This is a genomic window from Pseudomonas sp. Pseusp3 (genome assembly GCF_047304225.1).
In the GTDB taxonomy this organism is placed as follows: domain Bacteria; phylum Pseudomonadota; class Gammaproteobacteria; order Pseudomonadales; family Pseudomonadaceae; genus Aquipseudomonas; species Aquipseudomonas fluorescens_CD.
In genome coordinates, this window is the sequence record NZ_JBGLYV010000054.1 from 17,646 (window position 1) to 43,780 (window position 26,135).

25 protein-coding genes are annotated in these 26,135 nt (G+C 61.8%); 16 read left to right on the forward strand and 9 right to left on the reverse strand.

Translation table 11 applies throughout. The features are described 5' to 3' along the window. Nucleotides 1–6 precede the first annotated feature (6 nt). The gene (locus ACCD00_RS18835) at nucleotides 7–630 is read right to left on the reverse strand and encodes an NIPSNAP family protein (protein WP_413426770.1); all 624 of its coding nucleotides are present in this window, start codon (nucleotides 628–630) and stop codon (nucleotides 7–9) included. Nucleotides 631–878: 248 nt separating this feature from the next. Here ACCD00_RS18835 and leuC point away from each other — a divergent pair, with 248 nt between their 5' ends. Further along, complete coding sequence (gene leuC / locus ACCD00_RS18840) at nucleotides 879–2,300, forward strand: 3-isopropylmalate dehydratase large subunit (protein ID WP_413426772.1); 1,422 nt, start codon at nucleotides 879–881, stop codon at nucleotides 2,298–2,300. Between the two features lie 3 nt (nucleotides 2,301–2,303). Then, on the forward strand, nucleotides 2,304–2,912 hold the full coding sequence (leuD, locus tag ACCD00_RS18845) for a 3-isopropylmalate dehydratase small subunit (protein WP_413426774.1): 609 nt from the start codon (nucleotides 2,304–2,306) through the stop codon (nucleotides 2,910–2,912). 145 nt (nucleotides 2,913–3,057) lie between these two features. Here the strand turns inward: leuD and ACCD00_RS18850 are convergent, their stop codons facing one another. Further along, nucleotides 3,058–3,975: a LysR substrate-binding domain-containing protein gene (locus ACCD00_RS18850; protein ID WP_413426776.1), complete on the reverse strand. Its 918-nt coding sequence runs from the start codon at nucleotides 3,973–3,975 to the stop codon at nucleotides 3,058–3,060. Between the two features lie 128 nt (nucleotides 3,976–4,103). Between ACCD00_RS18850 and ACCD00_RS18855 the strand changes: the two genes are divergently transcribed. Further along, nucleotides 4,104–5,450 carry a 2-hydroxycarboxylate transporter family protein gene (locus ACCD00_RS18855; RefSeq protein ID WP_413426778.1) on the forward strand — a complete coding sequence of 449 codons (1,347 nt, stop codon included), beginning with the start codon at nucleotides 4,104–4,106 and terminating at the stop codon, nucleotides 5,448–5,450. Nucleotides 5,451–5,501: 51 nt separating this feature from the next. Here the strand turns inward: ACCD00_RS18855 and ACCD00_RS18860 are convergent, their stop codons facing one another. Next, complete coding sequence (locus tag ACCD00_RS18860) at nucleotides 5,502–6,275, reverse strand: AraC family transcriptional regulator (protein WP_413426780.1); 774 nt, start codon at nucleotides 6,273–6,275, stop codon at nucleotides 5,502–5,504. Between the two features lie 133 nt (nucleotides 6,276–6,408). On the opposite strand from ACCD00_RS18860, the gene ACCD00_RS18865 reads away from it, so the two are divergent. Next, the gene (locus ACCD00_RS18865) at nucleotides 6,409–7,638 is read left to right on the forward strand and encodes an MFS transporter (RefSeq protein WP_413426782.1); all 1,230 of its coding nucleotides are present in this window, start codon (nucleotides 6,409–6,411) and stop codon (nucleotides 7,636–7,638) included. A gap of 175 nt (nucleotides 7,639–7,813) precedes the next feature. After that, nucleotides 7,814–8,638, forward strand: coding sequence for a response regulator transcription factor (locus tag ACCD00_RS18870; RefSeq protein WP_085714668.1), 825 nt, complete (start codon nucleotides 7,814–7,816; stop codon nucleotides 8,636–8,638). A gap of 54 nt (nucleotides 8,639–8,692) precedes the next feature. Here the strand turns inward: ACCD00_RS18870 and ACCD00_RS18875 are convergent, their stop codons facing one another. Continuing rightward, on the reverse strand, nucleotides 8,693–9,013 hold the full coding sequence (locus ACCD00_RS18875; protein WP_413426784.1) for a DUF6124 family protein: 321 nt from the start codon (nucleotides 9,011–9,013) through the stop codon (nucleotides 8,693–8,695). A gap of 563 nt (nucleotides 9,014–9,576) precedes the next feature. On the opposite strand from ACCD00_RS18875, the gene ACCD00_RS18880 reads away from it, so the two are divergent. The 6 genes from ACCD00_RS18880 to ACCD00_RS18905 all read left to right on the forward strand — a co-directional run bounded on the left by ACCD00_RS18880 (nucleotide 9,577) and on the right by ACCD00_RS18905 (nucleotide 16,188). Further along, complete coding sequence (locus ACCD00_RS18880) at nucleotides 9,577–10,704, forward strand: ABC transporter ATP-binding protein (protein WP_413426786.1); 1,128 nt, start codon at nucleotides 9,577–9,579, stop codon at nucleotides 10,702–10,704. 39 nt (nucleotides 10,705–10,743) lie between these two features. Beyond that, entirely contained in the window at nucleotides 10,744–11,886 is a 1,143-nt protein-coding gene (locus tag ACCD00_RS18885) for an ABC transporter substrate-binding protein (protein ID WP_413426788.1), read from the forward strand. A 31-nt stretch (nucleotides 11,887–11,917) separates the two neighbouring features. Then, on the forward strand, nucleotides 11,918–12,835 hold the full coding sequence (locus tag ACCD00_RS18890; RefSeq protein ID WP_413426791.1) for an ABC transporter permease: 918 nt from the start codon (nucleotides 11,918–11,920) through the stop codon (nucleotides 12,833–12,835). Nucleotide 12,836: 1 nt separating this feature from the next. Continuing rightward, nucleotides 12,837–13,664, forward strand: coding sequence for an ABC transporter permease (locus tag ACCD00_RS18895; protein ID WP_110659223.1), 828 nt, complete (start codon nucleotides 12,837–12,839; stop codon nucleotides 13,662–13,664). After that, nucleotides 13,657–15,129: an aldehyde dehydrogenase family protein gene (locus ACCD00_RS18900; protein ID WP_413426794.1), complete on the forward strand. Its 1,473-nt coding sequence runs from the start codon at nucleotides 13,657–13,659 to the stop codon at nucleotides 15,127–15,129. Before ACCD00_RS18895 ends, ACCD00_RS18900 begins: the two co-directional genes overlap by 8 nt. 291 nt (nucleotides 15,130–15,420) lie before the next feature. Next, the gene (locus ACCD00_RS18905) at nucleotides 15,421–16,188 is read left to right on the forward strand and encodes a metallophosphoesterase (RefSeq protein ID WP_413426796.1); all 768 of its coding nucleotides are present in this window, start codon (nucleotides 15,421–15,423) and stop codon (nucleotides 16,186–16,188) included. Nucleotides 16,189–16,196: 8 nt separating this feature from the next. Here the strand turns inward: ACCD00_RS18905 and ACCD00_RS18910 are convergent, their stop codons facing one another. Beyond that, the gene (locus ACCD00_RS18910) at nucleotides 16,197–17,150 is read right to left on the reverse strand and encodes a LysR family transcriptional regulator (protein ID WP_413426798.1); all 954 of its coding nucleotides are present in this window, start codon (nucleotides 17,148–17,150) and stop codon (nucleotides 16,197–16,199) included. 142 nt (nucleotides 17,151–17,292) lie between these two features. Between ACCD00_RS18910 and ACCD00_RS18915 the strand changes: the two genes are divergently transcribed. Beyond that, complete coding sequence (locus ACCD00_RS18915) at nucleotides 17,293–18,501, forward strand: M20 aminoacylase family protein (protein ID WP_413426800.1); 1,209 nt, start codon at nucleotides 17,293–17,295, stop codon at nucleotides 18,499–18,501. A gap of 48 nt (nucleotides 18,502–18,549) precedes the next feature. After that, nucleotides 18,550–19,848: an MFS transporter gene (locus ACCD00_RS18920; protein ID WP_413426802.1), complete on the forward strand. Its 1,299-nt coding sequence runs from the start codon at nucleotides 18,550–18,552 to the stop codon at nucleotides 19,846–19,848. 44 nt (nucleotides 19,849–19,892) lie between these two features. Here the strand turns inward: ACCD00_RS18920 and ACCD00_RS18925 are convergent, their stop codons facing one another. Beyond that, nucleotides 19,893–20,915: a GlxA family transcriptional regulator gene (locus ACCD00_RS18925; protein WP_413426804.1), complete on the reverse strand. Its 1,023-nt coding sequence runs from the start codon at nucleotides 20,913–20,915 to the stop codon at nucleotides 19,893–19,895. A 120-nt stretch (nucleotides 20,916–21,035) separates the two neighbouring features. Between ACCD00_RS18925 and ACCD00_RS18930 the strand changes: the two genes are divergently transcribed. Further along, entirely contained in the window at nucleotides 21,036–21,677 is a 642-nt protein-coding gene (locus ACCD00_RS18930) for an HD domain-containing protein (RefSeq protein WP_413426806.1), read from the forward strand. Between the two features lie 37 nt (nucleotides 21,678–21,714). Further along, nucleotides 21,715–22,596 carry an NAD(P)H-binding protein gene (locus tag ACCD00_RS18935; protein ID WP_413426808.1) on the forward strand — a complete coding sequence of 294 codons (882 nt, stop codon included), beginning with the start codon at nucleotides 21,715–21,717 and terminating at the stop codon, nucleotides 22,594–22,596. A gap of 54 nt (nucleotides 22,597–22,650) precedes the next feature. On the opposite strand, the gene ACCD00_RS18940 is transcribed toward ACCD00_RS18935, so the two are convergent. After that, nucleotides 22,651–22,851, reverse strand: a complete 201-nt coding sequence (locus ACCD00_RS18940) for a YbdD/YjiX family protein (protein ID WP_413426810.1) — start codon at nucleotides 22,849–22,851, stop codon at nucleotides 22,651–22,653. 199 nt (nucleotides 22,852–23,050) lie between these two features. On the opposite strand from ACCD00_RS18940, the gene ahr reads away from it, so the two are divergent. Continuing rightward, complete coding sequence (ahr, locus tag ACCD00_RS18945) at nucleotides 23,051–24,082, forward strand: NADPH-dependent aldehyde reductase Ahr (protein WP_413426812.1); 1,032 nt, start codon at nucleotides 23,051–23,053, stop codon at nucleotides 24,080–24,082. Between the two features lie 144 nt (nucleotides 24,083–24,226). On the opposite strand, the gene ACCD00_RS18950 is transcribed toward ahr, so the two are convergent. Further along, nucleotides 24,227–25,780 (reverse strand): ArnT family glycosyltransferase, encoded by a 1,554-nt coding sequence (locus tag ACCD00_RS18950; protein WP_413426814.1) that lies wholly within the window; start codon nucleotides 25,778–25,780, stop codon nucleotides 24,227–24,229. Between the two features lie 3 nt (nucleotides 25,781–25,783). Beyond that, nucleotides 25,784–26,062, reverse strand: a complete 279-nt coding sequence (locus tag ACCD00_RS18955; protein WP_413426816.1) for a lipid-A-disaccharide synthase N-terminal domain-containing protein — start codon at nucleotides 26,060–26,062, stop codon at nucleotides 25,784–25,786. Nucleotides 26,063–26,135 lie beyond the last annotated feature (73 nt).

The window sequence follows — 26,135 nt, forward strand, 5'->3', positions numbered from 1 at the left end:
CCCCCATCACTGCAAGGGCGAGAACTTCGCAGGCAGGTAGATCGTCGAGCACATGTCCCGCAGTTGCGGGCCGGAGTTTTCCGGCGGCCAGACGCCGTCGGCGACTGCCTGGGTGCGCACCTGCAAGCGCTGTTCAAGGCTGGTCCACGGCCAGATGTGCAGATAGCGCGGCAGCGAACCGTCAGTGGCATAAAACGCCGCATACACAGGCGAATACTGTTCGGCGGTCCGCGCTTCGATGGCCTTGCTCCAGCCGTCGAGGGTCGGCTGCAACCCGCTGCTGACCAGGTCGTAGACGCGCAACTCATAGAACGGACCGTGCTGGCCGGCGCTCAAGGGCTCGAGGAAGGGAAACAGCGTGTAGTTTTCGATGCGCAGATCGCTGATGAACTCGTTGACACCAAACGTCTCGCCCCCCAACAGAAAACGCTCGCGCTCCGCCTGCCGCAGGCTTTCGTCAGCATAGCCACGCAACACGGCTATCTGGTTCAACTGGCCAATCTCCGAGGCCCAGCACCCCATCAGCGTGCCGCCGACGTTCGGATCATTCAGCGCAACCTCGATATGTGCCAGGGCATCGGCGACGGTACGCACCCGCACGGTAAAAGTGATCAGTTCAAAAAAACGCATAACGACTCCGGCGAACGGCTTTCAAAGCCCACAGCCTATGACAGCCCCAGTCGGCGGGATATTGAGACGAACCCCATTGTTTACGGCATTTGCCGCAGTGAGTTAGGTAGTTTCTTTACGTTGGACAGCACTCGATAATTCACACTGCGTGTTTAATGCCTTCACTTAATGGCGCTTGATGCAGGAATGACGACGAATATGCTGTGGGTACGTTTCCGTGATCTCGCATGACAACAAGAGCCCACTCCATGCACAGCCCCAGAACGCTCTACCAAAAGCATATCGACAGTCACACCGTGTGCGCCCTCGACGATCAGGGCCATGTGCTGCTGTACATCGACCGTCAGGTCGCCAACGAATACACCAGCCCGCAAGCTTTCAGCGGCATGCGCGAAGCGGGTCGCAAAGCGTGGCGACCGGGCGCGACGCTGGCGGTCGTCGACCACGTCAACCCCACGGCACCCACGCGCACTGCCGCCATGCCGGATGCTGGGGGTGCCCGTCAGGTGTCCTACTTCGAAGAGAACTGCCGCGACTTCGGCATCGAGTTGTTCGACGTGCTGGACAAGCGCCAGGGCATCGAGCACGTCGTGGCCCCCGAACAAGGTTTTATCCTGCCCGGCATGGTCGTTGCCGCCGGCGACAGCCACACCACCACCTACGGGGCCCTCGGAGCCTTCGGTTTCGGCATCGGCACCTCGGAAATCGAACACCTGCTGGCCTCGCAAACCCTGGTCTACAAATGCCTGAAGACCCTGCGCGTGACGGTCAATGGTGTGCTCGGGACTGGCGTGACGTCAAAGGACATCATCATGGCCCTGATCGAAAAAATCGGCGCTTCCGGCGCCACCGGCTATGCCATCGAATTCACCGGCCCGGCGATCAGCGACCTCAGCGTCGAAGCGCGCATGACCATCTGCAACATGGCCGTCGAAGCCGGCGCCCGGGGCGCGTTCATGGCCCCGGATGACAAGGTCTTCGCCTACCTGCAACACAAGCCCCGGGCCCCTCGGGGCCATCTGTGGGAACAGGCCGTCGCGAAATGGCGCAGCCTGCACAGTGATGCAGGTGCGGTGTTCGATCGCGAAGTCACCCTGGATGTCGCGGCGCTGGAACCCATGGTCACCTGGGGCACCAGCCCCGATCAGGCCGCTCCAGTGGGCGGGCATGTACCGGACCCGGCCGCGCAGCCTGACCTGATCCTGCGCCAGGGCATGCAACGCGCCCTGACCTACATGGGCCTGGAGCCGGGCATGCCGCTGAGAGACGTGGTGATCAGCCATGCCTTCATCGGTTCGTGCACCAATGCGCGCATCGAAGACCTGCGCGATGTCGCCCGCGTCGTGCGCGGCAAACGGGTGGCGGCCCACGTCCGGGCGATGATCGTGCCCGGTTCGACACTGGTGCGTAATCAGGCCGAAGACGAAGGGCTGGCGCAGACTTTCCTCGATGCCGGTTTTGAATGGCGCCAGTCGGGTTGCTCGATGTGCCTGGCCATGAATGACGATGTGCTCGCCCCCGGCGATCGCTGCGCCTCAAGCACCAACCGCAACTTTGAAGGCCGGCAAGGCGCCGGTGCGCGCACCCATTTGATGAGCCCGGCCATGGTCGCCGCCGCAGCGATTACCGGGCATTTGACCGACGTGCGCACGTTCGCGCAGGAGGCTTGAACCATGCAACCTTTCACTATCGTCAGTGGCAGCGCCGCGCCGCTTCTGGCCGCCAACATCGACACCGACGTGATCATGCCCAAGCAGTTCCTCAAGGGAATTGATCGCAAGGGCCTGGATAAGGGCCTGTTCTTTGATTTGAGGCTCCTGGAGTCCGGCGCAGCCAATCCTGAATTCATCCTCAACCAGTCGCCCTGGACTGACGCCGCTTTTCTGGTTGTAGGGCCTAACTTCGGTTGCGGATCAAGCCGTGAACACGCGGTCTGGGGGCTGAAACAGGTCGGCATCCGGGCGCTGATCGGCAGCAGCTTCGCCGGTATTTTCTACGACAACTGTCAACGCAACGGCGTGTTGGCGATTCAGCTGACCGAGGTTCAACTCAAGCAGATTGCCGCGCTGACCGGCAACCCGGCAACGGCTCGAATCAGCGTCAATCTGCCGGAACAAACCATCGAACTGGCAGACGGCAACGTGATCCCGTTCGAGATCGATCAACTGCGCAAGCAATCGCTGCTGCTGGGCCTGGATGCCATTGGCACCACGCTGCAACGCGCCGGACAGATTCGCAGCTTCGAGGCGCGGCACATGGCGGAAAATCCCTGGCTGAACTGATGGAAAACCCCGGCGGATCTAATGCTCTGTAGGAGCGAGCTCGCTCGCGATGGTCGTTAACGATAACGCGTGTTTAATGGTTAAACGCGGTGCCGTTGAGTCCATCGCGAGCGAGCTCGCTCCTACACGTACATTTGCCGTGGGTTCACTCAACCGAGAGATGACGAAAATACTGTTCCAAAAACTCGACGCAAACCCGTAGCTTGGCCGACTGGCTCAGGCGCGTCGGGTACACGGCCCAGACGTTGGCGCTCTGGGTGTAATCGTGCAGCACTTGCACCAGCCGCCCCTGATCCAGCATCGGCTTCACATCCCACATCGAGCGCAACAGAATCCCGCCGCCACTCAAGGCCCACTGCAACACGATCTCACCGTTGTTGGAGGACAAAGGTCCGCTGACACGCACCGATTCTTCCTGCCCGTCCTTCGTCAGGCTCCACACGCCGAACGCATTGTTGCGCTCCTTCAGTACCAGGCAATCGTGGTCTTTCAAGTCCGCCAGCGATTGCGGGACACCCCGCCGTTCCAGATACTCGGGCGTCGCACACAACACCCGCCGGTTGCTCACCAGTTTGCGGCCCAGGTGCTGGCCAGGCAGGTCATCCCCCACGCGAATTTCCAGATCGAAGCCCTCGCCGACGATATCGACCACGCGATCGAACACATCCAGCCGCAGCTCGAGTTTTGGATAGGTTCGCGACAGTTCGCAGATGGCCGGCGCCACATGATTACGCCCGAAACCGAAGCTGCTGCAAATGTGCAGCGAGCCCATCGGCTGTTGCCGCGCCTGGGATATTTCGCCGACGAAATCATCGAAGTCACCGAGCAATTTCTCCGCCCACACCCGCACCCGCTCGCCGTCGTCAGTCAGCGCGATGCGCCGAGTGGTGCGGTGCAGCAAGCGGCTCGAGAGCGTGGTTTCCAGCACGGAAATGCGCTTGCTGATGTAAGCCGGTGAAAAACCCAGCTCCTCGGCAGCGCTGGCGAAGCCGTTTTTTCGAACGACGGTGAGGAAAACCTTGAGGTCTTCCGGCAACGGAAATTGATCACGATTCGTGTTCATACACCTCATACTTTCGCTGTTTATTGCGCTATTTGCGAAGGATACCATCGATCTACCGAGTGGCAATCCATCCCCGGTCCGCCGTGGTTTCTGAATCCTCGATAAAAACAACATGAGGAAAGAGCGACATGAACAAGCCCTATGAGCAATCCCTGAAAGTCGCAACTGCCTCCGATGGCGGGTTTGTGCAACGCCTGCGCAGCCTGTGCGCCTACGAAATCGGCGTCATCCCGCTGCCGGTCTTTCTCGGCATCGCAGTCATCGTTTATCTCTCGGCCCACCTGGGTTTCCTGCCCAAGAACATGATCGGCGGGCTCGCCGTCATCATGACCATGGGCATGTTCTTCGGCCAAATGGGCTCGCGCCTGCCGGTCCTCAAGGAAATTGGCGGCGGCGCGATTCTGTGCCTGATGCTGCCGTCGATACTGGTGTTCTACGGCTTCTTCGGGCCGGCGACGATCGACGCGACCAAAATGTTGATGAAGGAAGCCAACTTTTTGTACTTCGTGATCGCCAGCCTGGTGGTCGGCAGCATTCTGGGAATGAGCCGTTTCATTCTGGTCCAGGGCATGCTGCGGATGTTCATTCCCCTGCTCGTCGGCACCCTGGCCGCCGTTGCCAGCGGATTGATGGTTGGAAAACTGATGGGCTACAGCTTCCACCACACATTCTTTTTCATCATAGTGCCGATCATTGGCGGCGGGATCGGCGAAGGGATTCTGCCGCTGTCGCTGGCCTACTCGGTGATCCTCGGCGGCACCCCGGATATCTACGTGGCGCAACTGGCACCCGCCGCCGTGGTCGGCAACATCGTGGCGATCATCTGTGCGGGTTATCTGTCGCGCCTGGCCCTCAAACGCCCGGCCATCAACGGCGAAGGCTCGCTGATTCGCGCCAAGGCCGAGAATGACCAGTTCCAGGTCAAGGAAGACGCAGGCGCCATCGTCGACTTCCGCGTCATGGGCGCCGGCGTACTGTTGATCTGCGCTTTCTTCGTCCTCGGCGGTCTGCTGGAAAAAATCGTGGGCATTCCCGGCCCGGTGATGATGATCCTCGCGGCAGTGCTGTTTAAGTACCTTCGGGTGCTGCCGGAAAAACTCGAGAAAGGTGCCAACACCTTTTACAAACTGGTGTCCTCGGCGTTCATCTGGCCGGTCATGATCGGCCTGGGCATGCTCTATGTGCCATTGGACAGCGTGGTGAAAGTGTTCTCGGTCGGCTATGTGCTGGTCTGCGTCTCGGTGGTGGTGTCGATGACCGTGGCCGGCTTCTTCATCGGCAACCTGATGAAGATGTACCCCATCGAATCAGCCATCGTGACCTGCTGCCACAGCGGCCTGGGCGGCACTGGCGACGTGGCGATTCTCTCGGCCTCGAACCGCATGTCGCTGATGCCGTTCGCGCAGATCTCCACCCGTATCGGTGGGGCTTCGACGGTGATTCTGGCGACGATACTGTTGCGTCTGTTCGTTTGAAGATGTGCCAGTGAAATGGGTGTTCTCTTCTGCAAGAGAACACCCATTCCATCATTTGAAAAAATCACTCGGCGTCTTGCCGAACTGCTTCTTGAACATGGTCGTGAACGCGCTCGGGCTGTCGTATCCCAGCTCGCCGGCGATGTCGATGATCTTCTCGCCGACGGCGATTCGTTCCAGCGCCAGCAGCAGTCGCGCTTGCTGGCGCCATTGGCCGAAGGTCATGCCGGTTTCCTTGCGGAAGCGTCGCTGGATGGTTTTTTCGTCAAGGCCCAACCGGGCGCTCCAGTCCGACACCGTCGAGCCATCCCCGGGATCACGCTGCAACGCGGTACAGATCAGGTTGATACGTTGATCGGCAGGCTGCGGCAGGTTCAATGGCAAGGTCGGCAGGATCGTCAGCTCATCCAGGATCAGCTGCAACACCCGGGCTTCCCGCGGGTCCGGATCGACGGAAAAGTCGAAATCGACCGAGACCTTGATCAGCTCACTCAGCAATGCGGAAACACTCACTGCCCGGGTTTCAGCGGGCAGATCCGGGCTCGCGTCAGGGTGCACGAAAACGCTGCGCATCTTGATCGCCCCCACGCAGCGAATCGAGTGCACCTCTCCACTCGGCATCCAGATGCCGCGGCTCGGCGGCACCGTCCATTGGCCCGTAGCGGCGTGCACCACCATCACGCCTTCGATGGCATAGATCAGTTGATGCTTTTCATGGGAGTGCGGCGGGATGAACCAGTTTTCCGGGTAGTCGGTCGCACTGCTGCGAACGCTCCAGCCGCCCTGGTCGATCTCCGCGAGGAATGTCTGCAATGGCTTGATCATGACGCCCTTTTTGCGATGGTCAGCGCCCGAGTTGCGCGAGACGGGCACCCTTGAGGCCCCTAGGATAACGCCGAACCCCGAAATTGGCTGCGCCTTGCGCTCGCAGTTCGCGTTTTTATCCGGAAACCCGCCCATGTCGACCACTACCCTCAGCTCACCCTCACCCACCGTCTCGGTTGCAAGCCAGGCCAGCCCGCTGGTCATGCGTGTCATTGGTGCGTGTGCCCTGGCGCACCTGATCAACGACCTGATTCAGGCCGTACTGCCTTCGATCTACCCGATGCTCAAGGCCAGCTATGGCCTGAGCTTCACCCAGGTCGGCCTGATCACCCTGACCTTCCAGCTCACCGCCTCACTGTTGCAACCGTGGATCGGCTTCTACACCGACCGTCATCCCAAACCGTGGTTGCTGCCGGCCGGCATGGTCTGCACCCTGATCGGCATTCTGATGCTGTCGCTGGTCGGCAGCTTCCCGGCCATTCTCGTGGCCTCGGCGCTGGTGGGGGTTGGCTCGTCGACCTTTCATCCCGAGACCTCGCGGGTGGCGCGCCTGGCTTCGGGCGGTCGCTACGGCCTGGCGCAGTCGACCTTTCAGGTCGGTGGCAACGCCGGTAGCGCCTTCGGCCCATTGCTGGCGGCGGCGATCATCATTCCCTATGGCCAGGGCAACGTCGCCTGGTTCGGCCTGTTCGCAGTGTTTGCCATCCTCGTGCAGTACGGCCTGAGCCGCTGGTACCGCAATCACCTGAACCTGTTCAAGCTCAAGCAAGGCAGCAAGGCCACCCACGGTCTGTCCAAGCGGCGGGTGACGTTCGCCCTGGTGGTGCTGGCGCTGCTGGTGTTCTCCAAGTACTTCTACATGGCCAGCTTCACCAGTTACTTCACCTTCTACCTGATCGAAAAGTTCGACCTGTCGGTGGCCAGTTCGCAGCTGTACCTGTTCATGTTCCTCGGCGCCGTCGCGGCGGGCACGTTCTTTGGTGGCCCGATCGGTGACCGGATCGGCCGCAAGCAAGTGATCTGGTTTTCCATCCTCGGCGCCGCGCCCTTCACCCTCGCCCTGCCCTACGTCGACCTGTTCTGGACGGGCGTGCTGAGCATGATCATCGGCTTCATCCTCGCCTCGGCATTCTCGGCCATCGTGGTCTTCGCCCAGGAACTGGTGCCCGGCAACGTCGGCATGATCGCCGGGGTGTTCTTCGGCCTGATGTTCGGATTCGGCGGCATTGGCGCCGCGCTGCTGGGGCATCTGGCGGATATCCAGGGCATCGAGTACGTGTACACCCTGTGTTCGTACCTGCCGCTGCTGGGGATTCTGACGATCCTGTTGCCGTCTACCGGAAAACGCCCGTCGGGGGCGTGAGTGGCCGCTCCACCTGATCATTTTTGCTACCCGCCCTGTAGCACTCGGTAACACCCGGCCCTGTTGCGGTGCGTCTTCTCCACGACGCGCCGCCAACCGCCCCGCGCCACACGGGCAATACCGCCATGGCGTACTTTGTGCATCCACTGGCCATCCTCTTCTGCCTGTAGCCGCCATGCGCCCCAAGGAACTGAAACTCTGGACCACCGGTGTCGCCCACCTGCTCGACCTGCCTGCCGGGCATGCGCGGCTGTCGGGGTTGAGCCACTGGATCCGGCAAATCTGCCCGGTCGATCATTTCGTGTTGTTTGTCTACGAAGGCAATCACCGGCCACTGGCGTTGTTCGATACGTTCTCGGCGGACAAGCGCGCGGTGTATGTCGACGACTATCAGTGCGGGCCTTACCTGCTCGATCCGTTCTACCTGGCCTGCACCCGCGGACAGGCACCGGGACTGTGGCGTCTGCGTCAGTTCGCCCCCGACCACTTCTACCTTGGCGAATACTTCCTGACCTATTACCAGCAAACCGGACTGGCCGAGGAGGTGGCGTTTTTCGTCGACCTCGGCGACGGCGCCACGGCGGTGCTGTCACTGATGCGTTCGACCGCCAGTTGCGCGTTCAGCCGTGACGAAATGCAACTGGTCGAATGCGCGCAAGCGGTGGTCGAGCAGGTCATCAATGAAGCCTGGCGCTTGCGTCAGGCCCAGCAACCGCGCCCGGCGCAAGACCTGGACTTCAAGATCCGCGAAGCCTTCGACCACTTCGGCGCACACATCCTTACCGGGCGCGAGCAGGAAATCGTTCAACTGTTGCTGCGCGGCCACTCCAGCGCCTCGGTGGCCGAACAACTGAGCATCAGCCCCGGTACGGTGAAGATTCACCGCAAGAACATCTACGCCAAGCTGGGCATTGGCAGCCAGTCGGAGTTGCTGGGGTTGTTTATTCGCGAGTTGACGGAGGATCCGTTGCAGGCGCCCGGCCTCAAGCTGCAAGCCTGATTTCCGTCGGTTGACGCAAATCCCACAGGTCCATCGGTGATCTGGAGATCGTGGTCAGGGCGGATCAAGCTGATCCAGCGCCCGGTTCACCGCCAACTCCCCCAACATGATCACCTGCGCAATCCCCAACAATGCATGGCGGCTCGTCCCCTGCAGATGATCCACCAGATCGTTGGCCATGACATTGGCCGACGCCAGCGATTCACAGGCATGCACCAGCAGGGTTTCGGTATTGAGCTCGGGATTGACGATGAACATCGAGTTGGGCTTGCGCGGGGTGGCCATGATGTGGGGGCCGGGGTTGAGATCGTGATCGAGGCTTTCGTGGGGAGATGCCGGATCGTTGTCTGGCGGGTTGGGTGTGACTTTGAACATGGAGTGGACCTCTAGTGCGAATAGTAAGGAGCCATCACCCTCGCTACCAAACGAAAGGTGGCGGCCACACGCGGGTTGGTAGACCGGTCGCACTAGAACCCGGCGCCCGCAAGGGAGCCCCGCGCATGACCACCATATAAAACACAGTCCCAAAAAATGACCGCATCAAGGTGGCGCAATGCGCCTAGAACGAAGACGGGCTACCAAACCCGATCACTGTTTTCCAGCGACCGGCAAACGATAAAACCCAACCCCTAGACGCACAAGCCGGCGGATTCTGGCGTACCTGTAGGTAACGACGCAAGACGTTGTAGCCTCCGCGAAGTAACGCCGGGTGTCGTTAAACACGCACCTGCATTTTGTGTAGGAGCGAGCTCGCTCGCGATGGTCGTTAACGATTACACGGGATGACTGGCTGAACGCAGCGCTCTCGAGTCCATCGCGAGCAAGCTCGCTCCTACAACAATCCCCTCCTATCCCCCAAGGGATATATACACCGCAAAACCCCGATTGCTAGTTTGGCCCCCGACGCACTGATTCATCACTGCAAGGGAGCCCGCCTCGTGAACAACAGCGTGAACGACACCCCGCCAAGCGATATCGAATTCTGCAATGTGGTCAAACGTTATGGCGAGGTGCAGGCCGTCGGCGGTCTGAATTTCGCGGTGCGCCGTGGCTCGTTTCATTCCTTCCTCGGTGGTTCGGGCTGCGGCAAGACCACCACCTTGCGCATGATCGCCGGCTTCGAACAGCCCACCAGCGGTGAGGTCCGTCTGGCCGGCAAGAGCGTTGCCGGCGTGCCGGCGTTCGAGCGGCCGGTGAACATGGTGTTCCAGCATTACGCGCTGTTTCCGCACCTGACCGTGGCGCAGAACATTGCCTATGGCTTGCGCTATCGCACGCCGCGCCCGGATAAAAAACAGCAACTGCGCATGGCCGATGAAGCACTGGAAATGGTGCGCCTGAGCGGCTTCGGCCAGCGCAAGCCGAGCGAGCTTTCAGGCGGCCAGCAACAGCGTGTCGCCCTCGCCCGCGCCCTGGTCAACAAGCCAACGGTGTTGCTGCTCGACGAGCCACTGGCCGCGCTGGACCGCAAGCTGCGCAAGGAGATGCAATCGGAATTGCTGCGCTTGCAACGCGAGGTCGGCATCACCTTCGTGCTGGTCACCCACGATCAGGAAGAAGCCCTGTCGATGAGTGACAGCATCAGCGTGATGCACAACGGTTCGATCATCCAGACCGCCACCCCGGAACAACTCTATGAAGCCCCGGCCAGCCGTTATGTGGCCGACTTTATCGGTGAGTCCAACCTGTTCGACGGCACCGTTCGCCAGCTCAAAGGCCATTCGGTGGTGCTGCGTACCGAGCAAGGGCTGGAACTGACCAGCCCCCTCACCCCCACCGGCAAGGGCCTGAGCGCCAACGCCGCCGGCTGCATTGCGGTACGCCCGGAGCTGATCAGCATCGTCGGGGCCAACGCCGAGTTGACCCGCGAAGTGAAGCTGCCGGGCTGCGTCGAAGACCGCATTTACCTGGGCAATTCCACCGAATACCGCGTACGCACCCAGGCCTTCGGGGTGGTGTGCGTGCGTGTGCCGCGCCATCAGGATCACGGCGCCAATGCATTCGAACACGGCGCGGCAGTGCGCGTCGGCTGGGATCACGCCAATGGCCTGGCCATGGCGTTGTAAATCATCGATTCGTTTCATCAACCGGATGTGGAGCGTGCTATGGACCAGAAGACTTTTATAAAAACCCTGCGCAGCTGGCAGAACGGCTCGATCAGTCGCCGCGACTTCCTTGGCCGCACCGGCCTGGGGATTGCCGCCGCCGTGGTCGCCACCCACATGCCCGGCCTGCTGACCTCCACCGCCGAGGCTGCCGAGCAGGCCAAACTCGGTGATCGCCTGTCGCTGGCGACCTGGCCGAACTACCACAGCCAGGAAAACCTCGACGCCTTCGGCAAGGCCACCGGCGCCCGGGTGTCGATGAGCGTGTTCGGTTCCAACGAGGAAATGCTCGCCAAACTGCAGGCCGGCGGCAGTGGCTGGGACGTGCTGGTGCCGACCAACTACACCATCAGCACGTACGTCGGGCTGGGCCTGATCGAGCCGCTGGACCTGTCGCGCATTCCCAACTTCGACGCCTCGGCGTTCCAGCAGAAATTCATGGCCCAGGGCACGGTGGACGGCAAGGTCTACGCGGTGCCGAAAAACTGGGGCACCACCGGCATGCTCTACGACGCCGGCAAACTGAAAAACGGCCCGAGCAGCTGGAAGGAATTCTGGGCCGCCGCCCAGGGCCCGGCCAGTGGCCGGACGATGGTCCACGACTACCAGTTGACCGCCATCGGCAACGCCCTCAAAAGTTTCGGCTACAGCTTCAACTCCCTGGACCCGAAAGAACTGGCCGATGCGGAAAAACTGCTGATAGACGTCAAGCCGCACCTGTTCGCGATCAACTCCGACATCCAGCCATCGATGCGCAGCGGCGATGCCTGGCTGGCGATGTCGTGGACCGGCGACGCCTCGCAACTGCACCGCGACAACGCGCAAATGCAGTTCGAACTCGGCAAGGAAGGTGGCGAACTGTGGAGCGACTTCTTCGCGATTCCGAAAAGCTCGGAGCACAAGGACGCCGCCTACGCCTTCATCAACTACCTGCTCGACCCGCAGCACAACAAACTCGAAGTGTTGAGCCACGGCTACCCGAGCGGCGACAAGCGTGTCGATGCCTTGCTGCCCACGGCGATGCTCGACGATCCGATCATGTACCCGGCCGCCGAAGCCCTGAGCCCACTGGAGTTCGGGGCTGCCGCCACGCTGACCAGCCCGGCACGCGCCGAACTGATGGCACGTTTCAAGTCCGCCTGATCGCTTGACCATGGCCAATGAGGAGTCACCCATGAATGCCGCCGCCCACCCGCAAACGGTGCAGCCGGGCAGTGCCCTGTCCGCCGAGGTTCGCCAACGGCGCAGCCTCGGCCGACGCATCACCCTGCTGATGCTCTTGCCTTCGACCCTGTGGTTCCTGCTGCTGTTGTTGATGCCGCTGGTGATCATCCTGGTCTTCAGTTTCGGCGAGCGCAGCGCCGTGGGCGGTTATGCCGGTGGCTTCACCCTGGCCAACTACCTGAACCTCGGCTCGCGCGGTGCGGCGTTCAGCAACACGCTGATGCTCGCGCCGCTGGGCACCCTGGTGTGCCTGGTGGCGGCTTATCCGCTGGCGTACTTCCTGGCGGTCAAGGTCACCAGAAACCGCTCGTTGTTGCTGACCCTGGTGATCGTACCGTTCTGGACCAGTTTCCTGATCCGCACCTACGCGTGGATTTTCATCCTCAGCGGCAAAGGCATTCCGGCGCTGCTGGCCAGCCTGGGCCTTGAGGACGTGCGATTGATCAACACGCCGTGGGCGGTGCTGATCGGCATCGTCTACGGCTACCTGCCGCTGATGGTGTTCCCGATCTACGTCAGCCTGGAAAAACTCGACAAGCGCCTGCTCGAAGCCTCGGCGGACCTCGGTGCCAGCGCCTTCGAAAGTTTCCGGCGCATCACCCTGCCCCTGTCCGCGCCGGGGATCATCACCGGGGTGATGCTGGTGTTCATCCTGCTGATGGGCGAGTTCCTGATCCCGGCGATTCTCGGTGGCGGCAAGGTGTTCTTTGTCGGCAACGCGCTGGTCGACCTGTTCCTGCAGTCGCGCAACTGGCCGTTCGGCAGTGCCCTGGCGATGACGCTGGTGGCGATGATGCTGCTGATCATCGGCCTGTACTTGAAACTGGTGGCGCGCTACGGCGGTCGCCCTGCCGACGGAGGCCTTTAACATGTGGCTGCGCAGCTATTCGACATCGCTGTACCTGTTCCTCTACGCACCGATTGCCTTGATCGTGCTGTTCAGCTTCAACGCCGGGCGCAGTGGCCTGGCCTTTCAGTGCTGCTCGGTGCAATGGTTCGGCACTGCATTCGGCAACCCGTTCATCATGGAGGCCCTGGGCAACAGCGCGCTGATCGCCTTCAGCTCGGCGGTGATCGCCACGCTGTTCGGCACCCTGGCGGTGTTCGGCTTGCAGCGCTGCGGCAGCAAAGTACGGATGCTGTTCGATGCGCTGACCTATTGCGCGATCATCGTGCCGGGCATCGTCATCGGCATCTCGACGCTGATCGCCTTCATCAGCCTGTTCGACCTGATCAACCCGTTGCTGGCGAGCTGGTTGCCGACGGTGCCGAAGTTGAACATGGGTTTCTTCACCGTGATCGCCGCGCACTCGCTGTTCACCATGGCCCTGGTCATGGTGATCGTGCGCAGCCGCGTCGATTCGCTGGACAAGGCCTTGCTCGAAGCCTCGGCTGACCTCTACGCACCACCGATGGACACCTTCTGGCGGGTGACCCTGCCGCAGATCAGCCCGGCGATCATGGCCGGGTTCCTGCTGGCCTTCACCTTCAGCTTCGACGATTTCATCATCGCGTTCTTCGTCGCCGGATCGGAAACGACGCTGCCGATCTACATCTTTTCCTCCATCCGCCGTGGCGTGACGCCAGAGATCAACGCGATTTCGACGGTGATCATCTGCGTGTCGCTGGCCCTGCTGTTCACTTCCCGCCATCTGCAAAACCGCCGTACCGGCGTCCAGGAGTCGCACCATGCGTGATCAGCTTTACATCAATGGCGAGTGGGTCAACCCGGATCTGGGCGGCTATCTGGACGTGATAGACCCGGCCACCGAACAGGCCTTCCACCGCGTGGCGGCAGGCACCGAAGAAGACGTCGACCATGCCGTGCGCGCGGCCCGTCGCGCCTTCGACAATGGCTGGGGCCAAAGCAGCGGCGCCGAGCGCGCGCAGTGGCTGGAGGCATTGGCCGATGAACTGGAAACCGGCAAGCAGGCACTCTCGGAACTGGAGGTGCGCGACAACGGCAAACCCTTGCCTGAAGCACAATGGGACATCGGCGACGCCATCGCCTGTTTTCGCTACTACGCCGGTCTGGCCCGCGAACTGGACCAGCAGCAGGATCAGCCGCTGGCCTTGCCGGACGAGCGTTTCCGCTGCCGAATCCGCCACGAGCCGATTGGCGTCGCCGGGCAAATCATTCCCTGGAACTACCCGCTGTTGATGGCCGCGTGGAAGGTGGCACCCGCCTTGGCCGCCGGGGCCACGGTGGTGTTGAAACCGTCCGAGCTGACCCCGCTGACCGCCCTGGAACTGGCAGCCGCCGCCGATCGCATTGGCTTGCCCGCCGGGGTGTTGAACGTGGTCACCGGCTTCGGCGCCGACGCCGGCAGCCCGCTCACCGAGCACCCGGGTGTGGACAAACTGGCGTTCACCGGCAGCGTGCCCACCGGGGCGAAAATCATGTCGGCGGCGGCGCGGGACATCAAGAACATCAGCCTGGAACTGGGCGGCAAGTCGGCCTTCATCGTGTTCGATGACGCCGATGTCGAAGCGGCGGTGGAGTGGATTCTGTTCGGGATTTTCTGGAATCAGGGCCAGGTGTGCAGCGCTACGTCACGCCTGCTGGTGCAGGAAGCCATCGCCCCGCGCCTGATCGAGCGGCTGGTGGCAGAAACCCGCAGGATCAGCATTGGCTCCGGCATGCAGCCCGGGGTTCTGATCGGGCCGCTGGTCAGCCAGGGCCAGTACGACAAGGTGCTCGGCTTCATCGACCAGGGCCTGGCCAGCGGCGCCCATTTGCTCACGGGCGGACGGCGACCGGCGCACCTGGCCGAAGGGTATTTCATCGAACCGGCGATTTTCGATGAGCCGGGCCACAGCAGCATTCTGTGGCGCGAGGAAGTGTTCGGCCCGGTGCTGAGCATCAAGCGCTTCAAGACCGAAGTGCAAGCAGTGCAAATGGCCAACGCCAGCCGCTTCGGCCTGGCCGCCGCCGTGATGAGCGCGGACTTGCAGCGCACCGCCCGGGTTGCCAACCAGCTGCGCGCCGGGATCGTCTGGGTCAACTGCTCGCAGCCGACCTTCGTCGAAGCGCCGTGGGGCGGCATGAAACACAGCGGCATCGGCCGGGAGCTGGGCCAATGGGGCCTGCACAACTACCTGGAGGTCAAACAGGTTACCGAGTACGTCAGCGACCAGCCGTGGGGATGGTATCTGAAGTAAACATGTCAACTGTGGGAGCGGTGGGTCGGCCAATATGTCTGTTGGATGTGCCGGCCTCTTCGCGAGCAAGCCCGCTCCCACAGTTTGATCCTCAGTGAACTCCAACCTTGCGGCCGACCACAGTCCCTGTGGGAGCGGGCTTGCTCGCGAAGAGGCCGGCACATCCAGCATCGAAGTCGCCTGGCCCGCCGCTATCCGCCGACAGTTCCGTTGCCACGGCAGGCTTGTGGCAAGAGGTCAGCAACGCGTAACTTGAATGACCTGCCCTGCAAAACCAGCCGGAGTTGATCAATGCGCATCGCCTTGCTGTCCGACATGCACCTGTCCGTCAACACGACCCCCTTTCCCGCCGTGGATGCCGATATTGTCGTGCTCGCCGGGGATATCGCCCGGCCAGCCAAGGCCATCGAGTGGGCCAAGGCGTGCCCGGTTCCGTTGGTGTACGTGGCGGGCAATCACGAGTTTTACGGCAGTGACCTGGTGTCCACCCACGAACAGTTGAACAGCCTGGCGCGAGGCACACAGATCCACGTTCTGGAGCGTTCGGAGTACGTCCATGATGGCGTGCGTTTTCTCGGTTGCACCTTGTGGTCTGACCATCGTCTGCTCGACAGCCCCGAAGATCGGGCGCTGGGCATTGATCTGGCGACCCAACTGATCCGTGACTTCAGCCACATCAAGATCGCCCCCGACTTTCCAGACCTGTTCACGCCCGCCATTTCCCAGCTGGTGTTTCTGCAGACCGTCGCCTGGCTGGATGACTGCTTCACCCGCGACAGCAGCATGCCTACGGTAGTGGTCTCTCATTTCGCCCCGACACGATCGAGCATCAGCCCGGCGTTTGCCGGTTCGCCGATCAATTCAAGCTTTGTCTCGGACCTCGAAGCGCGGATCAAAGACTGGCAGCCGGCACTGTGGCTGCATGGCCACACCCATGGCAGTTTTGATTATCGGGTGGGCAACACCCGCGTGGTCTGCAACCCCCGGGGCTATGCCAGGAATGGCATCAACGAAAATCCTGATTTCAATGACGCGTTCGTGATCGACCTGGCGCTCTGAGGCACCCCTCAGATCAACAGTTCCAGCGTATCGAACAGCTCGACATCCTCCGGCCGTGCCGACCGGGCGCGGCGCCGGATGACCTGGAACAGGCAGTCGACGAAGCATTGCGCGGCCACACCCATCTGAGCATTGCGCCCGGTGACGATGCCGATGGTGTCGGTGGCAAAGCTCTCCTCGAGAGCCAGACGCCTCACCCGTTCGCGGTAGCCCGGGATGGTGAGCATCGGCTCCGGAAAATAACTCAGCATGTCGGTCTGCTCGACCAGTGAAAGCGTCAGCTGCGGTGAATGCGCACGGTGGATGTGTTGCATGTCGATCTGCGCGCCGTGCTGCCAGAACAGTTCGGTCATCAAACTTTCGTGATTGGCATCCGGGTAATTGACCACCCAATCCTGATCGAGCAAATCGTGGATGGAACGGCTTTCACGCAGCGGATGCCCATGGCGGGCGACGACGGCCATGCGATACGAAAAAATCTGCTCGCTGACAAACTCCGGGCGCGGCAGTAACGAAGACACCAGCCCCACCGCAAACTCCATGGTGCCGTCGCGCAAACGCGGCAACGTCACCGCCATCAAGCCTTCGAAAATCTCCAGGCGTACCCGTGGCATGCGCTGGCGGAACAGCGTCACGACTTCGGGCAACAGGGTCATGCCCATCCACGGCGAAATGCCAAGGCGCAACTGCCCTTCGGCCTGATCGCTCAGGTGTGCCAGTTCCAGTTGCGCGCGTTCGAGTTGGCTGAGCATCTGCCGCGCATGCTGCAACAGCGACTGACCGTAGGTGGTCAGCACCACCCCGCTGGCATTGCGCACCAGCAGCGGCAGGTTCAAGTGCTCCTCCAGCTCGCGCAAAGCCTTGGCCACTGCTGTCTGCGACATCCCCAGTTGCCGCGCCGCCGCACGAATGCTGCCGCAATCGGCAATCATCACCAGCGCCCGCAATTGATGCAGCTTCATCCCTTCCTCCTGATGCACCGGGTGTAAACCAGCGGTTTTCAGCCCATCTTTTTTGCGACTGCCGCGGCATTCGCCAACTCATTAGCATCGCAGGGTATCAGTCCAACAGCCGAAAACGACCAATAAAAACGAGGAGAATCTGATGATCGATTTGCCCGCCCTGCCCGGCATTCGTGCGCTCGAAGAAGAGATGATCGCCCTGCGCCGGCACCTCCACGCCCACCCGGAATTGAGCTTTGAAGAGTTCGCCACCGCCGACCTGGTGGCGGGCAAGCTCCAGGCCTGGGGTTATCAAGTGCACCGGGGCCTGGGTGGCACCGGCGTGGTCGGGCTGCTGCGCCGAGGCAACAGTGGCAAGACGATCGGCCTGCGAGCGGACATGGATGCGCTACCGATCATCGAACAGACCGGTTTGCCCTACTCCAGCCGCCACGAAGGCGTGATGCATGCCTGCGGTCACGATGGGCACACGGCGATGTTGCTGGCGGCCGCCCGCTACCTGGTCGAGAGTTGCGAGTTCGACGGCTCGCTGGTGGTGATTTTCCAGCCCGCCGAGGAAGGCGACGGTGGCGCCCGGCGCATGCTCGAAGACGGTTTGTTCGAGCTGTTCCCCTGCGACGCAGTGTTTGCGATGCACAACATGCCGGGGCTGCCGGTGGGCAAACTGGGATTCCTGGCCGGTCCGTTCATGGCCTCGACCGACACCGTGAGCATTCGGGTCGACGGCGTTGGCGGTCACGGCGCCATGCCGCACAAGGCCGTTGACCCGGTGCTGGCCGGCTCGGCCATCGTCATGGCATTGCAGAGCATCGTCTCGCGCAATGTCGCGCCGCTCGACACCGCTGTCGTCACCGTCGGCGCGTTTCACGCCGGGATTGCGGCCAATGTGATTCCCGATCATGCCGAGTTGCAACTGAGCGTGCGCGCACTCAAGACGCAAGTACGCGACGAGCTGATTGCACGGATCACCGCCGTGGCCGAAGCCCAGGCGGCAAGTTTCGGTGCACGCGCCACGGTGACGGTCGACGAGGCGCAACGCTTCCCGGCACTGTTCAATCACCCCGAAAGTACCGAATTCGCTCGCCAGGTGGCGCTCGATTGGGTGGGCGAACAAGGCTTGATCCCGAACATGCAGCCACTGACCGGCAGCGAGGACTTCGCCGTGATGCTCGAGCGCTGCCCCGGCTGCTACCTGCTGATCGGCAACGGTGATGGCGAAGGCGAAGGCGAAGGCGAAGGCGAAGGCGAAGGCGGCTGCATGGTGCACAACCCCGGCTACGACTTCAACGACGACTGCCTGGCGACCGGTGCGAGCTACTGGGTGCGACTGGTCGAGGCCTTCCTGGCCTGATCCTTCCAAAATCTGCTGGTATCGCCCTCGTCTTCAGGAGTTCGCCCCATGTCCACTCCCCTTTCTACCGCCCTGCCCGATGCCGCCGCAGCCCGGCGGCCGATTGGCGCAAAAGCCATCGCCGCCATCACCATCGGCTCGGGTCTCGAGTTCTACGATTTCTCCGTCTACAGCTTCTTCGCCACGCTCATCGGTCGCCAGTTTTTCCCGGTCGAGAGCACGCTCGGGCAATTGCTGCTGTCGCTGGCCACGTTTGGCGTCGGTTTCGGCATGCGCCCCGTCGGTGGCCTGGTGCTGGGGGCCTATGCCGACCGGGCCGGACGCAAACCGGCGATGATGCTGACCCTGTGGCTGATGGCACTGGGTTCGCTGTTGTTCACTATCGCCCCCACCTATGCGCAGATCGGCTTCTTTGCGCCGCTGATCATTGTGCTGGCACGCTTGATTCAGGGCTTCGCCATCGGCGGTGAAGTCGGAGCCTCGACGGCGATGCTGATGGAATACGCAGATGACAAAAGCCGAGGTTTCTACGGCAGTTGGCAGCTGTTCAGCCAGGGCTTGAGTTTCCTGCTGGGGGCACTGGTGGCGCTGGCCCTGAGCTCGTCCTTGTCGCCCGAGGCATTGGAGAGCTGGGGTTGGCGGATACCTTTTGCCTTGGGAATCCTGGTGATCCCGGTGGGCATTTACATCCGTCGCCACCTCAAGGAAACCGCCGCCGAACAAGGTCATGAAGCGGTATCCAGCGTGCGGGTGATCTTCACCGGCTATCGTCGCCTGATAGTGACCGGTGTGCTGTTGGTGATCGGCAGCACCGCGTCCAGCTACATCGTGCTCGATTACATGACCAACTACACGGTCACGGTGCTACACCTGCCGATGACCATGGGCACCAACGCTGCCTGCCTTGGCGCACTGGTGCAGATCGGCCTGTCGATCTGGGCCGGCCGACTCAGCGACCGGATCGGCCGGCGCCGCACCATCGCCCTGGGCAGCATCCCCATGCTGTTGCTGATCTACCCGGCGTTCATCCTGATGAACCGGTTCCCGACGCTCGGCATGCTGCTGGCCGTCTCGTTGGTCACCACCTTGTTGCTGGTGTTGATCACCGTGCCGACCCTGGTGTTGATCACTGAACTGTTCCCAAGGGCGATTCGTGCCACCGGGCTGTCGATCATCTATTGCCTGGGCGTCTCGGTGTTCGGCGGCTTCGCGCAGTTCTTCGCCACCGGGTTGATTGGCTTGACTGGCAACAACAACGCCCCGGCGCTGTACGTCATGGCGTGCCTTTGCCTGACCTTGATCGGGCTGGCGCGGGTCAAGGAAACGGCCGGCAAGCCACTCGACTGAACCGCTGCTTAAGGGGACGCCCAGTGCGAAAACCTCGGGCGCCCCTACCCCGCGTCCGGCGCGAAACGTTGCGCGTACTCTCTGGGGCTCACGCCAAGGCGCCGGACGAAAACCTTCCTCAGTACGTCGACGCTGTGATAACCGCATCGGCGTGCGACCTCTTCCATCGAGCGTCCGCCCAGTTCGAGCTCCCGGCAAGCCGCTTCCAGCCGAACGTCTTCAACGTACCTGGCGGGCGTGGTCTGCAACTCCCGCTGAAAGATCCGTATCAAGGTTCGGACGCTGGTGGCAAAGCGATCCGCGAGGATTTCCACGGTCAGCTGTGAACCCAGGTGTTCGCTGATCCAGTGGCGCAGTTCATCCAGATTTGAACCGGGGACCTGCTGCGATTGCAGGGCGACGCTGAACTGCGCCTGCCCACCGGGACGGCGCAGGAACAGCACCAGGTTTTTCGCGATGTCCAGCGCGGCGTCATCCCCCAGGTCTTCGCTGACCAGTGCCAGGGCAAGGTCGATGCCCGCCGAGATGCCGGCCGAGGTATAGACGTTGCCGTCCTTGATCCAGATCGGATTCGGATCGACCTGCACCTTGGGATAACGCTCGGCCAGGTCGCGCGCCATGCGCCAGTGAGTCGTCGCACGGCGCCCGTCCAGCAGACCCGAATCCGCCAGGGCGAACGCACCGACACAGATCGAGCACACCCGGCGTACGTTTTGTGACCTCGCGCGAATCCATTCGATTGCCGCCCCGTCCAGTTGATCGATTGCCTGCCAGCCCGTCGCCACGATCAGCGTGTCGATGGACTTGTCGGCACGGCGCTCGTGCTCAAGGGTCGTGTGGGCCATGAGCCCGATGCCGGTGCTGCTGGCCATCTGCGGGTCGACACCGGCGCAGACCAGCTCAAGTACGTAAGGCGCGGACGCTCCCTCGTGCAGATTGTTCGCCAGGGAAAACACCTCGGCCGGGCCGATCACATCGAGCCCGTCCACGGGTGGCAGGCCCAATATCACGATGCGTTTTGGCGTACGGCCAATCGATGGCTGGCCGGGTTTTGTCTTGCTGGTCACGGCTGACTCCTGCAGGTTCAAGGCGTCAATATTGGCACAAATCATCCGCAAATAGTCAATTGTGCCACCCACCAAATCCCTAGAGTGAACGTCAAGTCATCTTCATCCCCGGGAGGCAACATGAATACACCCATCAACATCGGCGGCTTCAGCGCACCAGACTCCGAGCTGGCCCGCAGAGCCGCTTCGCTCGTGGAACGCGTCCACTCCAGGGCGCTTTTGCATCATGTGCACCGAACATGGTGGTTTGCCGAATTCCTCGGCCAGCGCCGGGGCTTGCAGTACGACCGGGAAGCGGTCTACCTCGCGGCACTGCTGCACGATCTTGGGCTGACGCCCGAGTTTGCCGCCGACCAGCGCTTTGAGGTCGATGGCGCCGATGCCGCCCGTCGTTTTCTCTTGGCCAACGGTTATGCGCAGGCAAAAGCCGAACAGGTCTGGGATGCGATCGCCCTGCACTCCAGCGCCGGCATCGCCGACCGTAAGCAGCCGGAAATCGCCCTGATCTATCTGGGCGCCCATGTCGATGTCATGGGGCTGCATCTGGATGAAATAACCCCCTCGCTGGTCGACGACACGCTCGCGCTCTACCCCCGCATAGGCATGAAAGCGGCCTTTACCCAAGCCCTGGCCGAAGTGGCCAGGAAGAAACCCCATACGGCCATTGGCACCGGGCTCGCGGATGTCGGGCGTCGCCACATCCATGGCTTCGATTGCCCGAATGTCTGCGACCTGATCGACAACGCGCCCTTCGACAGCTGATCCAATCCAATCGTTTTTTGCAGAGAGAGACTCCATCATGCAACCACGTACCTATCTCATCACCGGGGCAACCGGTAAAACCGGCGTCCATACCGTTCGTCATCTGCTCAATGAAGGTCATGCGGTGCGCGCTTTCGTGCATCAGCTGGACGAGCGCAGCACTGCATTGCAGAACGAGGGTGCCGAAATCTTTGTTGGCGACCTGCTGGAGCATGACGACATCTTGCGTGCCATGGATGGTGTGACCGGCGCTTACCTGTGCTACCCGGTTCGCCCCGGCTACATTCAGGCGACCGCCTACTTTGCCGATGCCGCACGGCGCGCAGGCGTCGAGGTGGTGGTGGAAATGTCGCAGATTTCCGCTCGCGAAGACTCGCTGAGCCATGCCGCCCGCGACCACTGGATCGCCGAGCGCGTACTCGACTGGTCGGGCGTGCCTGTGGTGCACATTCGCCCGACATTCTTTTCCGAATGGCTGATTTTTCCGTGGGTACTGGATCAGATCGTCAAGGAAAACAGGATAACGCTGCCGTACGGTAACGGGCGACACGCACCGATTGCCGCCGAAGACCAGGCCCGTGTGATCGCCAGGCTACTGACCCAACCATCCGGTCATATCGGCAAGACCTACCCGCTGTGCGGCCCGGTCGAACTGAGCCATGGGCAAATCGCCGAGGAAATCAGCGCCATCGTCGGCCGCACCATCACCTACAATCCATCGACGCTGGAGGAGTATCGCCAGCACCTGCAGACCTACGATCTGCCGGAATTTGTCATCCAGCACTTCCTGGAAGTGGCCGTCGATTACCAGAACGGGATCTTTGCCGGAGTGGATGGCGTGATCGGGCAGATCACCGGTCAAGCGCCGCAAACGGTGGCTGACTTCGTACGGGCCAATCACCAATTGTTCGAACAGTGACCGTGGCGGGCGTATGCGTCGGCCACTAAAGACCCGCGCATACGCCCAACGCCTTCAACAGCAGCGCGTATTGCACTTGCCCCGGCCAAAACGCGCTTCCTGGCGTTCGCGGAAAAACGCCTCATGACTCATGACCGGCTCGCCCGGGCGGTTGCGGGCCATTTGCGCCACGTAGTTGTCGTACTCGGGAACGCCGACCATCAAGCGGGCGCTCTGGCCGAGCAATCTGGCGACCTGCTGCAATTTGCGGAACATGGCTGATCTCTCTGTGAACGTCGGACCTGGCCCATGAAACCGCGCTCATGTATCTGCTTTGTGTCCATATCGGGCGCCTTTGTATTTTCAAGTATCCGGGGTGGATCCCGATGGCGCGCCGGCAACCCGCTACACTTTCCTCGCTCCGCCGTTGCACCCGAGCGGCCAAAACCCCTGACTTCTGATCTGGAGGTGTCCCATGAGCGATAGCAGCGAACTCACTACCTTTACCGGCTGGGCCGCCACGGCAGCGGGCGCGCCACTGGAACGCTACAGCTACGATCCCGGCCCGTTGGGAAACGATGAGGTGGAAGTCGCCGTGGAATATTGCGGCGTCTGCCACTCCGACCAGTCGCTGATCGACAACGATTGGGGAATCAGCAGCTACCCGTTCATTCCCGGCCATGAAGTGGTCGGCCGTATCGTGCGGCTGGGCGCTCAGGTGCGCGGTCTGGAAATGGGCCAGCGGGTGGGCATCGGTTGGTACAAGGGCAGTTGCATGCATTGCACGTCGTGCATCGAAGGCTCCCATAACCTGTGTAGCACCGTTCAACCGACCATCATCGGCAGCAACGGTGGCTTTGCCGACCGCATTCGCGCGCACTGGGCCTGGGCCCTGCCGATTCCGGACGGGCTCGACCCGGCACTGGCCGGGCCATTGTTCTGTGCCGGCTCGACCGTGTTCAACCCGCTGTTGGAATTCGGCATCAAGCCCACCGACCGGGTCGGCGTGGTGGGTATCGGCGGCCTCGGCCACCTGGCGCTGCGCTTTCTCAACGCCTGGGGCTGCGAAGTCACGGCGTTCACTTCATCGCTGAGCAAGCAGGACGAAGCCAGGCGCCTGGGCGCACACAAGGTGGTCGCCTCGACCGACACCGATGCACTCAATGCCATTGCCGGCACCCTGGATTTTCTCCTGGTCACCGCCAACGCCAACCTCGACTGGACCGCCATGCTTGCCACCCTGCGCGGCAAGGGTCGCCTGCACTTTGTCGGCGTCGTGCCCGATGCCATTGCGGTGCACGTGTTCAACCTGATTCCCCAGCAAAAAGTCCTGTCCGCCTCACCGGTCGGCTCACCCGCCAACACCGCGACCATGCTGGAGTTCTGCGCACGCCATCAGATCCTGCCGCAGGTCGAGATGTTTCCCATGAGCCGGATCAACGAAGCCATCGATCATCTGCGCAGCGGCAAGGCGCGCTACCGGGTGGTGCTGGATGCCAGCAAATGACGGGCCCTTTGTAGGAGCTGGCTTGCCAGCGATGGTCGTAAACGATAACGCGCGTGAACTGGATAAACACGGCGCATTTGAGTCCATCGCCAGCAAGCTGGCTCCTACAATTCCCCGAGAATGCGGGAAGAACCTTTTTTACCCTCAGGGATTGGCTACTTGTTGCGCCGGCGCCGATGGCATATGCGGGTCGCTCCAGGTGAACCGATAGGCCTTGCTGGCTTCTTGCGGCACGCATTTTCCGGTGTCGGCATCCGCACCCACGATCGACCAGTTCGCCCGGGAGTTTTCACCCAGTTCACGGGCCGCTTCGGGTTTGAAGCACTGGCTCAGTACGTCATCCGGCACCAAGGCGTAGGCCTTGGGGTGTTCGCGCAGATACAGCGCGGCTTTTTCGATGGACGAATAGTCCATGCCGAAATGCACGATCGGCTGACGGGCAAACAACCAGTGCCCCTCTTCCCAGTTGACCAGCACCAGATCGGCGCCCTGGGTCATCGTCGCAGCCTGTGTCATGAGCACCTGATCGATGTTGGTGCCTTCCTTGAGCGGCTCGATGAAACCACGGGCGAACCACAACACGAACCAGGTCGCCACCAGTGCCGGGAACACCCGGCGCAAACGCGGGTGCCTTTTGAACCAGCGCTTGAGCATCCACGGAATCAACGGCGCAGCGATCAGCACCAGCCCGGGCAACGCCGGGTAGATGTACAACTTGCGCTTGCCGCTGCTGATGCAGAAAAACAGCACCACCAGCGCTACCCAACCGAGCAATACCAGGACCCGGCCGTCACGTTTTTGCAACTGACGGCGCCAGGCGGGCACCAGCCATGGCAGCACCAGCACCAGCGGTAGCCAGTACTGCGGAATAACGTTGGTGAAGAAGTACCAGAACGGTTCGCGGTGATGCCACGCGGCGGCATAGCGGCCCGCGGTCTGGTGCAGGAGGATTTCCCGCGCATAGGCAATTTCGTCTTCGCTGCCATTGAAGATGATGGACAAGGCCAAGGGCAACAACCAGATCGCAATCGCCGCAAGCATCAGCGCAAACCCCAGCAACCACTTGCGCGCCTCGCCGGGCATGGCCACCACACCGGGCCAATCCTTGCGTACCGCATAGGCGTAAGGAATCAGCAACAGCGCTGGCAAAAATCCCACGCCCTTGGTGATCACGCCGATGCCCATGGCCGCGCAGCCTACGTAAAACCAGCGCCATGCCGGGCCGAGCAGCAGGTGTCGCGCCAGACCGTACAGGCCCAGGGAGGTGAACAGAATCAACAAACTGTCGATCTGACCGGTACGCAGGATGCTGTAGGTCTGGTATGTCGCCAGGTACAACAGTGCGGCGTTGCGCCCGGTACGCTGGGTCCACAGGCGACGGCCCAGGTCATAGACCATCGCCGTGACCGTCACGGCCGAAAACAGTCCCGGGATGTAAAGGGCGATGTTGGGCTTGCCGGTCAGCCAGGTGAAAAACGCCACCGTCCACATGAAAATCGGCGGCTTGTCGCCGTAGATCTCGGCGGCCCGGTGCGGGATCAGCCACGAGCCGTTTTGCAGCATCTCCAGTGCGACGCCGAGGAAGCGTTCCTCATCCACATTCTGGGCCTGGCGCAGCCCCATTCCCGCGCCTATCAGCAACAGGGCAAGCAGCATCAGGCCCAGGCACTCGACCCTGGGCGACAACGATCTACGCATGGTTTATTCCTTCACGCTTCTGCTTTTGGCAATCAATTGCAGGTTGCGAAAATAGACAATGGAGCCGAACGCCTGCCCGGCGATGAACACCGGGTCCTCGCGATAAATGGCGTAGGCGAGCAGCAAGGTACTGCCGACGATGCTCAGGTACCAGAAGTTGGTCGGGATCACGCTGCGTTTCTTGTACTCGCTGTACAGCCACTGCAGGACAAAGCGCCCGGTAAAGGCCACCTGCCCCGCAAAACCGACGATCAGCCACAGGGTTTCACGAGACAACATCATCCTTCGATCTCCTGGGCAATGGTGTTCAGCCGCGTGCGCTTGATCAGCCACCAGACCCCGAACAAATCGAGAA

Excerpts from the sequence above, each read along its gene's own strand:
- ACCD00_RS18835 (WP_413426770.1), bottom strand. The coding sequence starts at position 630 with ATGCGTTTTTTTGAACTGATCACTTTTACCGTGCGGGTGCGTACCGTC.
- leuC (WP_413426772.1), top strand. The coding sequence starts at position 879 with ATGCACAGCCCCAGAACGCTCTACCAAAAGCATATCGACAGTCACACC.
- leuD (WP_413426774.1), top strand. The coding sequence starts at position 2,304 with ATGCAACCTTTCACTATCGTCAGTGGCAGCGCCGCGCCGCTTCTGGCC.
- ACCD00_RS18850 (WP_413426776.1), bottom strand. The coding sequence starts at position 3,975 with ATGAACACGAATCGTGATCAATTTCCGTTGCCGGAAGACCTCAAGGTT.
- ACCD00_RS18855 (WP_413426778.1), top strand. The coding sequence starts at position 4,104 with ATGAACAAGCCCTATGAGCAATCCCTGAAAGTCGCAACTGCCTCCGAT.
- ACCD00_RS18860 (WP_413426780.1), bottom strand. The coding sequence starts at position 6,275 with ATGATCAAGCCATTGCAGACATTCCTCGCGGAGATCGACCAGGGCGGC.
- ACCD00_RS18865 (WP_413426782.1), top strand. The coding sequence starts at position 6,409 with ATGTCGACCACTACCCTCAGCTCACCCTCACCCACCGTCTCGGTTGCA.
- ACCD00_RS18870 (WP_085714668.1), top strand. The coding sequence starts at position 7,814 with ATGCGCCCCAAGGAACTGAAACTCTGGACCACCGGTGTCGCCCACCTG.
- ACCD00_RS18875 (WP_413426784.1), bottom strand. The coding sequence starts at position 9,013 with ATGTTCAAAGTCACACCCAACCCGCCAGACAACGATCCGGCATCTCCC.
- ACCD00_RS18885 (WP_413426788.1), top strand. The coding sequence starts at position 10,744 with ATGGACCAGAAGACTTTTATAAAAACCCTGCGCAGCTGGCAGAACGGC.
- ACCD00_RS18890 (WP_413426791.1), top strand. The coding sequence starts at position 11,918 with ATGAATGCCGCCGCCCACCCGCAAACGGTGCAGCCGGGCAGTGCCCTG.
- ACCD00_RS18895 (WP_110659223.1), top strand. The coding sequence starts at position 12,837 with ATGTGGCTGCGCAGCTATTCGACATCGCTGTACCTGTTCCTCTACGCA.
- ACCD00_RS18900 (WP_413426794.1), top strand. The coding sequence starts at position 13,657 with ATGCGTGATCAGCTTTACATCAATGGCGAGTGGGTCAACCCGGATCTG.
- ACCD00_RS18905 (WP_413426796.1), top strand. The coding sequence starts at position 15,421 with ATGCGCATCGCCTTGCTGTCCGACATGCACCTGTCCGTCAACACGACC.
- ACCD00_RS18910 (WP_413426798.1), bottom strand. The coding sequence starts at position 17,150 with ATGAAGCTGCATCAATTGCGGGCGCTGGTGATGATTGCCGATTGCGGC.
- ACCD00_RS18915 (WP_413426800.1), top strand. The coding sequence starts at position 17,293 with ATGATCGATTTGCCCGCCCTGCCCGGCATTCGTGCGCTCGAAGAAGAG.
- ACCD00_RS18920 (WP_413426802.1), top strand. The coding sequence starts at position 18,550 with ATGTCCACTCCCCTTTCTACCGCCCTGCCCGATGCCGCCGCAGCCCGG.
- ACCD00_RS18930 (WP_413426806.1), top strand. The coding sequence starts at position 21,036 with ATGAATACACCCATCAACATCGGCGGCTTCAGCGCACCAGACTCCGAG.
- ACCD00_RS18935 (WP_413426808.1), top strand. The coding sequence starts at position 21,715 with ATGCAACCACGTACCTATCTCATCACCGGGGCAACCGGTAAAACCGGC.
- ACCD00_RS18940 (WP_413426810.1), bottom strand. The coding sequence starts at position 22,851 with ATGTTCCGCAAATTGCAGCAGGTCGCCAGATTGCTCGGCCAGAGCGCC.
- ahr (WP_413426812.1), top strand. The coding sequence starts at position 23,051 with ATGAGCGATAGCAGCGAACTCACTACCTTTACCGGCTGGGCCGCCACG.
- ACCD00_RS18950 (WP_413426814.1), bottom strand. The coding sequence starts at position 25,780 with ATGCGTAGATCGTTGTCGCCCAGGGTCGAGTGCCTGGGCCTGATGCTG.
- ACCD00_RS18955 (WP_413426816.1), bottom strand. The coding sequence starts at position 26,062 with ATGATGTTGTCTCGTGAAACCCTGTGGCTGATCGTCGGTTTTGCGGGG.